General features: G+C 53.2%; 2 protein-coding genes. Both read right to left on the bottom strand.

The window, feature by feature from the left end:
* Positions 1 to 168: 168 nt before the first annotated feature.
* The gene (locus tag QZN42_RS09840; protein ID WP_296957208.1) at positions 169 to 1,080 is read right to left on the bottom strand and encodes a WYL domain-containing protein; all 912 of its coding nucleotides are present in this window, start codon (positions 1,078 to 1,080) and stop codon (positions 169 to 171) included.
* On the bottom strand, positions 1,067 to 1,501 hold a 435-nt coding region (locus QZN42_RS09835; RefSeq protein WP_296957205.1), incomplete at its 5' end, for a hypothetical protein. The genes QZN42_RS09835 and QZN42_RS09840, both read right to left, overlap by 14 nt.

Below are 1,501 nucleotides of genomic sequence, written 5' to 3'. Positions count from 1 at the left end.
GCGGGGTGCGGGGCGCTGCTGATGCAGCACGAATATTTATGGGGAATGTACTCAGGCGGGAGAGATATTTCCTCATGGTTTTACATGCGCAGGGGGATAGCTGACAGCCGTTAGCCATCAGCCATTAGCTATTGCTGCCTGTTCGGTCATTGGACGAGTCCGGCGGGGTCAATTGTTGAAGAACCGGATTTGTTTCTGAATCCGTTCCCTTATATTTTTCCGGATGGATTCCGGGGAGAGGACCTCTATGAACCGTCCGAAGGAGAGGAGCTGGATGGTGAGGTCCGCTTCTTCTTCTTCCTCATAGGTGAGGGTGACTTTCACGTGCTTTTCGTCCAGTTTTTCCGCTTCTTTTTTATAATGGGAAAACTGCATGAGCACCCGCTGGAGGGCGTTTCTTTCATCGGTGATGATGAAGACGCAAGTCCGTTTCGGGAAAAATTCAGGGGGAAGGGGTTCATCCGATGCAGGGCCTTCCGTTTCTGCCTTTGTGAGGCGGCCGGGGCCGATGGTGTATAGACGGCCCTCCCGAAGGGCAAGGAGACGGAACTTGTCATCCACGTCGGAATATTCCAGTTTCACCGGGAGGTAGGTGCCGGAAATGGTATTTCCTTTGCTGCTTAAAAATTCCAGATGTAGAAGTTTTTTCTCTTTGAGGGCTTTCCAGATGGTGCGGAAACGGTCCCGGTAGTCCTGATCGGTAAAAGGGTCTCCGTCCGTATAGCGGTCAAAATAGACGATGTCTTTCGGGTCAAAGAGAGGTTCTATTTCTTCAAGTCCTGCCATTTCCGGCGCAAAGAGGGAGGCCCTGGGGTCGGAAAGGACCGTCTTCAGCCACCGCTTTTCAAGGGTGGTGAGGGGAAGCCGGGGCGCTTTGGCAAGAGGCGTATGGAGGTCACCGGTTAAAAGCGGCCATTCCTGATTCTTCAAGGCGGGGACAATGGTCATGGGACTTTCGGGAAAGGCATTTTCGCGGGCGAGGGCATACATGTCTTTTTCCGTCAGTTTCCCTTCCACGGCAAGGGCGAGGATTCTGGAGACCGCTTTGTAGTAAAGGCTGTATATTTCACTGAATATCATGGGTCACCTCGTATAGAGAGGACATTTCCCTCAAATCCTGCCGGATCCAGCGGAGAAGCCGGGGATTATCCGCGGAAAGCCTCGTGATGCGGCCGAAAAAGGTGCGGATCCAGGGGACCATTTCCAGGGAATCCATGACATCTGCTTCAAAACGCCAGGTCGTTTCATCTATCCGGGTGACTTTCCCGCAGCGCTTTTCGCAAAGAAGCCTCTGCACGATGAAATTTTCATCCTTTTCCACATGGATATCCATGGAAATATGCTCCCGTTTGTGCCGGATGACGACACCCCACATGGACAGGGCCGTTTCTTCCCAGCGGGCAGCGAGCTCATCATAGCCTGCTGCCTTGTCCCCGGGAGAAATGGAGCGGATGTAATCGATGCGGATGGAAGACAGATTTCCGGCGGAAGTGCCTGCCAG

The sequence above is a fragment of the uncultured Dialister sp. genome (assembly GCA_900314595.1).
Taxonomy (GTDB): domain Bacteria; phylum Bacillota; class Negativicutes; order Veillonellales; family Dialisteraceae; genus Dialister.
The sequence above is the reverse complement of the archived record's forward strand: the minus strand, read 5'-3'. Positions and strand labels throughout refer to the sequence as shown.